At 36.7% G+C, this 4,485-nt stretch carries 7 protein-coding genes; 2 read left to right on the top strand and 5 right to left on the bottom strand.

The window, feature by feature from the left end; translation table 11 throughout:
• The coding region (locus ABZC96_RS08460) for a DUF503 family protein (RefSeq protein ID WP_373030437.1) at positions 1–238 on the top strand (238 nt) is incomplete at its 5' end.
• Positions 239–271: 33 nt separating this feature from the next.
• On the opposite strand, the gene ABZC96_RS08455 is transcribed toward ABZC96_RS08460, so the two are convergent.
• From ABZC96_RS08455 to ABZC96_RS08440, 4 genes are all read right to left on the bottom strand, one after another.
• Positions 272–910 (bottom strand): hypothetical protein, encoded by a 639-nt coding sequence (locus ABZC96_RS08455; RefSeq protein WP_373030436.1) that lies wholly within the window; start codon positions 908–910, stop codon positions 272–274.
• A 24-nt stretch (positions 911–934) separates the two neighbouring features.
• Positions 935–1,426, bottom strand: a complete 492-nt coding sequence (locus ABZC96_RS08450) for a Mut7-C RNAse domain-containing protein (RefSeq protein ID WP_373030435.1) — start codon at positions 1,424–1,426, stop codon at positions 935–937.
• Positions 1,426–1,674 carry a hypothetical protein gene (locus tag ABZC96_RS08445; protein WP_373030434.1) on the bottom strand — a complete coding sequence of 83 codons (249 nt, stop codon included), beginning with the start codon at positions 1,672–1,674 and terminating at the stop codon, positions 1,426–1,428. Before ABZC96_RS08445 ends, ABZC96_RS08450 begins: the two co-directional genes overlap by 1 nt.
• 95 nt (positions 1,675–1,769) lie before the next feature.
• The gene (locus tag ABZC96_RS08440) at positions 1,770–2,525 is read right to left on the bottom strand and encodes a glycerophosphodiester phosphodiesterase (protein WP_373030433.1); all 756 of its coding nucleotides are present in this window, start codon (positions 2,523–2,525) and stop codon (positions 1,770–1,772) included.
• A gap of 37 nt (positions 2,526–2,562) precedes the next feature.
• Between ABZC96_RS08440 and ABZC96_RS08435 the strand changes: the two genes are divergently transcribed.
• Positions 2,563–3,840 (top strand): MFS transporter, encoded by a 1,278-nt coding sequence (locus tag ABZC96_RS08435; protein ID WP_373030432.1) that lies wholly within the window; start codon positions 2,563–2,565, stop codon positions 3,838–3,840.
• Here ABZC96_RS08435 and ABZC96_RS08430 read toward each other — a convergent pair.
• A partial coding sequence (locus ABZC96_RS08430) for a lysophospholipid acyltransferase family protein (RefSeq protein WP_373030431.1) occupies positions 3,841–4,485 on the bottom strand: 645 nt, incomplete at its 5' end.

Here is a 4,485-nt window from a genome sequence, read left to right as displayed (position 1 = left end):
TTATGTCCAATCACTCAAAGGACGTAGAAGTGTCACGAACAGTATGAAAGAGAAGCTTAAATCATTTAATGTTTCTGTGATTGATATCAGTGGTGAATACGCAAAAGAGGCTGATATCGCTTTTGTCTTTCTTTCTCAAAACTCTCTTAAGGCAGCACAGTATCGTGAGAAGATAGAGAAAATGCTTGAGAGAAATTTTTCAGAGTATCACTTTGAACTGGAATATGAAGAGATTTAAATTAACAGTATAGTAATTTTTTTATAACATTACTTATGAAATATGATCAGAACGGTAAAAGTAGAAAAGAAAAACACTTATTCCTATGAAGAATCCTATGAGAAAAAGATACCATGGGAAGTGGATAGGGAGAGTCTGTTCAAGTACAGATAAACCAGGAATGAGGAATGAAACGATTATGAGAAGTGCTGCTAAAAACTCAAGCAGTATAAACCCTCTGCCAAAATGTAAAAACTTATTTTTATGGTTGCACATAAGTACGACACTTCCAGCATAGATAAACCCGATAGAGACAAGAACCGGTGCCCATACCGGTCCAACCCACGGTGCAGGAATAAGAAAGAGTATATCCAATGTGCCCAAGCTTTCTGGCCAGTTTAGAAGTAGTTTTAAAAATATGTAGTAAAAAATGTCCCATATACCAAAGAGTACGATATAAGCCGCGATTCGGCTTTGCAGTTTTCTATATGAGAGGCATACCGTCGCCCAGATGATGAGCAGTGTGACTGCCTCACGGATTATTTCAGTCAGCATAATATTTCCCTGTATGATGACCAAAGGAAATGCAAAACCCCCAGGATAATATATCTCCCTGAGATAGACAACGACAGAAGCCTCTATATACCCAAATGCTACACCCCATACCATCAACCAGAATAGTTGCTTTATCATAATCATTCTCCGTTTTGAAACTTGTTAAGACTCATTTTGTACTTGTGCCATAAATTCCATCATATGCCTATAATGATCCCCCTGCCAATAGATACGATCACAGTTAGAGCAATACTCAAAATAGTTGAAGTACTTTTTGACTTTTTTAGGTAGGCTATCTATAATTTTCTCTTTTTCAATGACTTGAAGTGGGGTGTTACAGACAATACAACGGCTGATAGGAGCAGAGCGTTCATTTAGCTTATAGTACTCTATCAGTGTCTTGAGCTGTGCTTTGGTGTCAGTAGGCTCTAAAAAAAATACAGGAGCATTTTTACGTTCTGAAAGAGAACGGTCACGGGTAAGTATAAATCTATTTTCATTATTGGCCATATCAATAAGATCATCATCTTCTATATGTGGAAAATAAAGAGTGTCTACTCCCATAAGTCGCAAATACTTTGCCAGCTTTCCTAGATGGCAGTCAGCGATGAACTTGGGGTTATCACTTTTTTTGAAGGTGATGTTTCGCTGCATTACTTACGAGGTGTTTCCTCGGTGACAGTAGTCCATTCTTCAAGGCTAGTTGGAAAGTTTTCAAGTTCATTTTTGAATCTATCCCATTCCACGTAGTCGGTATTAAATTCAGCTACATCCGCAGCAGCCAGTTCAGCACTCTGATATTCGCCAAGTAGTTCTTCTTCTATCCAGAGTTGATAACATAAATGACCCTTATGTACGATTTCAAATGTTCCAATGTCAGAGTTATAAATATAGTTTTTCATGTCCTACCTCCATAAGTTTATATGAAAAGAGACCTCTTAAGACTTGCACGGTTTTTAGAAGTATCTTATAATTATTTTAGCATAAATAAAACTGATTAGACTAGATTGTCAGTAAAAATACCATTAACACCCCACTCAAATAACTTCTTTTTACGCTCTGTTTTATTGACTGTAAACACATTAACAAAAAAGCCGGCTTCTCTTAAAGCGGCTACTGTTTTTTGATTGGTGATCTTATCTTCAGGATGATAGGCATTTACTTGCAAAGTATGAAGATAATCAATAAGATTGTTTGGATGTTTATATATTTGTAAAGCAGCTGTGGGTATCTTGGAAGAGAGTTTTTTACACAGGGAAAGATAATGGTGGTAAAAGGATGAAATGAGTACTAAATGCTCAGTTTGTGTTTTTTTGATCATATCGATAATAACTTTAACAGCTATTTGATCTTTATAAGTGTTTGACATGTCTTTGATCTCAACATTTAAAAAAAGATTCTTTTCTTTTGCAAATGAAAGTGCTTTCTCCAAGGTAAGAACCGGTTCATATTCAAGATTGAACCAACTACCAAAATCAAGGCTTTGAAGTTCTTCAAATGTGAAATCCGAGACTCTCCATGGAGTACGTTCTGCAAACCTCTTTATTTTTGAGACATCACTGGTTCGACTAAGAGTATCGTCATGGATGATTACAGGCACCAAATCTTTAGTAAGCTGTACATCGATCTCGATAAAGTCACATTTACCTATACTTGATGCAAGAGCACTTAAAGTGTTTTCTGGCTTTTGTGAGCGATCACCCCGATGTGCTGCGATAAGGTTTGATTTTTTAAAAAGTTCTAAAAAGTTCATAATCTCTATTTTATCGAAAATAAGTCATGATGTAAGTATGAAAAACAGTAAAAACAGAAGTATATACTCATGGGCATTTTATGATTGGGCAAACTCTGCATATGTTACAACAGTGATAGCAGGATTTTTCCCCATTTTTTTTAAGGGGTATTTTAGTGCTAATGTTGATGTTACTGTCAGTACGGCACAGCTTGGTTTTGCAAATTCGATTTCGAGTTTGTTCATTGTACTTATCGCTCCTTTACTTGGAGCTATCGCTGATGTGGGGGGATTAAAAAAGAGGTTTTTGTTTCTCTTTGCCTATCTTGGAATTCTAATGAGTGCAGCACTCTCATTTGTGGGAGAGGGAGCCTGGGAAGCAGCGATATTTGTATATGCGCTTGGAAATATAGGCTTTATGGGTTCAAATATCTTTTATGATTCACTTTTACCGACTATTACGGAAGAAAAAAATGTAGATTTCGTCTCTGGACTTGGATTTGCACTGGGGTATCTTGGAGGGGGGATTCTTTTTTCACTCAATGTTTGGATGTTACAGAATCCTGCCTTTTTTGGACTTGATGGCGATATAGAAGCTGTGAAGATCTCATTTATATCTGTTGCTGTATGGTGGATGTTTTTTTCTTTACCCTTGCTTTTTTTTGTTAAAGAGAAAAAACCTACAAAAGACAAAGGAACAGTTCAAATCATTTCAGAGGGATATCACAGACTTGCCGGGACGGTTAGAAAGATCAGACATCTTAAAGGGTTGACACTTTTTTTGATAGCGTATTGGCTCTATATCGATGGGGTAGATACGATTATAAGAATGTCAGTTGACTATGGAATGGCTATAGGTTTTGATGCAAGAAGCTTGGTTTTATCACTTTTGATCGTCCAGTTTGTCGGTTTCCCTGCAACACTTGTTTTTGCCAAACTCGCCCAAAATTGGGATACTAAAAAAGCGATTCTTTTAGCGATCAGTATCTATCTCTTTATTACATTTTGGGCAGCATTTATGGATGAGATTCATGAGTTTTATATATTGGCAGTGATGATCGCATTGGTTCAAGGAGGTATCCAGGCATTAAGTCGCTCCTACTATGCCAAAATGATTCCAGATGAATACGCTGCCGAGTTTTTTGGATTTTATAACTTTTTAGGAAAAACTGCTGCAATTTTAGGACCATTTTTGATTGGTATAGTTGCTTTGATCACTGAGAACTCCCGAGTAGGAATCGCTTCTGTAGCCATCTTTTTTATTCTGGGTGCAATATTGTTAATGAAAGTAGATGAAAAAAAAGCTGCAGATGAAGTACGAGCTACACTGACTTGATCAACTGTGTAGAGGATGTTCGATCATCTCTTTATGTATAGCTTCTTTGACCTTGGTTACTAGCTCATCATAGCTTAGTCCTTTTGGATAGATCGGATCTAGATATTTGACGATGACAGGTGCAGGTCTTGGAAAAAGTTTACCTGCGGGCATCGCCTCAAAGGTACCATCAAGTACAACTGGTACCACAGGAATATCTAGTTCTATTGAAAGGATCGCAAAAAATCTTTTAAACTCTAGAAGTTCTCTATCGCGTGATCTTGCTCCTTCAGGAAATACAACTAAGTTTTTCCCATTTTTTAAGGGGAGAGTACTCTTTTGTATAGAGGATTTAAGATCTTTGTTTACATTGATCATAATGATATGGATGTTTTGTAGGATGGGTCTCATGATCTTTGTGTCAAATACTGCTTGATAAGCTAGAAAAAATGTTTCTTTCAAAACATTGTAGGGTAATGCGGCGACAAGTATGAAACCATCGAGCATACTTTGATGTGAAGGAGCAATGATGCATGGTTGATCTGGAATGTTTTCAGAACCTGAGACTTTTAGTGAAAAATAAAGTTTAAATAGAGGAAAGAGAAGTGTTTTATAGATTATGACACGTAATGTAGAGTAGGTGAGATCAAAGTTTATCTTTTCGTT

It is taken from the genome of Sulfurovum sp. (assembly GCF_041551015.1).
Classification (GTDB): domain Bacteria; phylum Campylobacterota; class Campylobacteria; order Campylobacterales; family Sulfurovaceae; genus Sulfurovum.
This window is presented reverse-complemented; position numbering and strand designations above follow the sequence as displayed.

Bases quoted from the DNA above. Each gene is read 5' to 3' on its own strand.
- ABZC96_RS08455 (WP_373030436.1), bottom strand. From the start codon at position 910: ATGATAAAGCAACTATTCTGGTTGATGGTATGGGGTGTAGCATTTGGG.
- ABZC96_RS08450 (WP_373030435.1), bottom strand. From the start codon at position 1,426: ATGCAGCGAAACATCACCTTCAAAAAAAGTGATAACCCCAAGTTCATC.
- ABZC96_RS08445 (WP_373030434.1), bottom strand. From the start codon at position 1,674: ATGAAAAACTATATTTATAACTCTGACATTGGAACATTTGAAATCGTA.
- ABZC96_RS08440 (WP_373030433.1), bottom strand. From the start codon at position 2,525: ATGAACTTTTTAGAACTTTTTAAAAAATCAAACCTTATCGCAGCACAT.
- ABZC96_RS08435 (WP_373030432.1), top strand. From the start codon at position 2,563: ATGAAAAACAGTAAAAACAGAAGTATATACTCATGGGCATTTTATGAT.